This window comes from Sporosarcina sp. BP05 (assembly GCF_014282005.1).
Taxonomy (GTDB): Bacteria; Bacillota; Bacilli; order Bacillales_A; family Planococcaceae; genus Sporosarcina.
The window spans coordinates 1-1,827 of sequence record NZ_JACFTD010000055.1 but is presented as its reverse complement, the minus strand read 5'-3'; the positions used below and the strand labels follow the sequence as shown (position 1 = coordinate 1,827).

The following is a 1,827-nucleotide window of genomic DNA, read 5'->3' as shown; positions in this document are numbered from 1 at the left end:
GAAGAAAATTAACACTAGCCTTTATATAGAGAATATTATTTCAACGCAAATGCAAAATCCTCTCACTATCAAAATCCGCCCTTTATTAAATCCTTTTCAAGTATTAGACCTTTCTCTTTCTGATACTCAAATGTGTGAAATAAGAAGCTAGTAACAGTTTTAGCTGAATTCACTGCAAGTACTGCATGGTGGAATAAGGGTTGTAATTGTTTAGAATGACCATCGCCACTCATGTTCCTAAGTTCATTTAATCCGTTAATAATCTTGTTCAATCCCGATATTATTTCTTTCAATGGATTATCTAATCCCTTCTTACTTGCATCCATATTCAATTTCTTAGAAAGGTCGTTAAATAACCTTGGAAAATTAGGATTTGCCTCGGAAACATCTTCGCCTAAAATTGTTAGTATTTCCTTCATCACACCTTCCACTACTGTACGTGCTGAAGTGATTGCGCCTCTATAATCTTGCTCTAATAGCTTTTTGTCGCATTTGTTTAAATCCTCAACAATGTTAATATAGTGTAATTCCTTTGGCAACTCGCAATCAATTTTAACAATTTCTACCTCATACATATTTTTCTCAAGATAATTACAGTGTTTATTAAATAAATTCTTCAAGTAATTATCTACATATTCATGTTCCCAACGTTTATCAAAAGTAAGTTCCTCAATAAATTCTCTTACTGTCCTCGCATTGTCAATCTCTGTTGGCACTTCAATTTCTTGCTCCTTTGATAGCTTAATTATCAGTAACCTAATACTTTGAAATTCCTTATCAGATATATACTTATTAGGATTGTATTGCGTTTGTATTTTTGAATAACTAGCTTCACAATAGTCGTCAAATGTAGACCTAATTTTATTCTTCGAACTCTCAAGATATTCTACTGATTTATTCATACAATATCCCCTTTTATATTAGTATTCCAATTATATCCCTTTTAGTTAATGTTACCATAAATATGAAATTATTTATTCATATATAATGGCTCATATGCAAACTATATGATTACATATTGCAGCAATCTATTTGTTTAAGCAAAAAAGAGCAGCATTTCGCTGCCCACTAGTTTATATATCCAAATTATTCAAAGGATTGTGTTTGTCATTTTGCTCTTTCAATTCATTACCCCACATAGCAACATATCGCATTGTTACATTGATATTTTTATGGCGCATCATCTTCTGTATTGCAAATGCAGACATACCACTCATTGCAAGTCGATGACAAAACGTATGTCTAAAAGTATGTGGGCTAACCCTTACATCCTTAAAATTCATGTGGTTCTGTAGGTTCTTAAACACCAACATAATGGAGTTGTCTGTCATAGGAGTGTTATCACGATTCAAGAACACATATTCATTCTCGACACCAAAAAAATTCTTACAGAACACCTTATACACAGAAAGTTCCTTAACTAGCTTTTCAGTCATAAACACTGTTTCATATTGACGGTTTTTACCGTGAACACTCATCGTTACATTTGGCATATCAATATCTGACCATTTGAGATTTATTGCTTCTTTTCGCCTCACTCCCGTTCCAAGTAGCAGCATAATTAACAAGTAGCCACGGTAACTGAAGTAACTCTTCTCCTTACGTCTTAAACTCCTATAGTAAGCTAGCATTTGATATATCTGTTCATCCGTAAATACATCAATTTTCACATCTTCTTTTTGTAATTTCACTTTAAGTGCCATGTTTTCATTTACTATTTTTTCTTCGATAAGATAATTGAAGAACGCTCGGATTCTCATGATTTTTGTATTAATTGTACCTGGCTTATTCCCTCTCTCCTGACAATCAACTAGGTAACTGCGTACA

General features: G+C 32.8%; 2 protein-coding genes. Both read right to left on the bottom strand.

The window, feature by feature from the left end; all coding sequences use genetic code 11:
- Positions 1 to 68: 68 nt before the first annotated feature.
- On the bottom strand, positions 69 to 902 hold the full coding sequence (locus H2672_RS19020; RefSeq protein WP_186673964.1) for an abortive infection family protein: 834 nt from the start codon (positions 900 to 902) through the stop codon (positions 69 to 71).
- A 171-nt stretch (positions 903 to 1,073) separates the two neighbouring features.
- A partial coding sequence (locus tag H2672_RS19015) for a tyrosine-type recombinase/integrase (RefSeq protein ID WP_186673962.1) occupies positions 1,074 to 1,827 on the bottom strand: 754 nt, incomplete at its 5' end.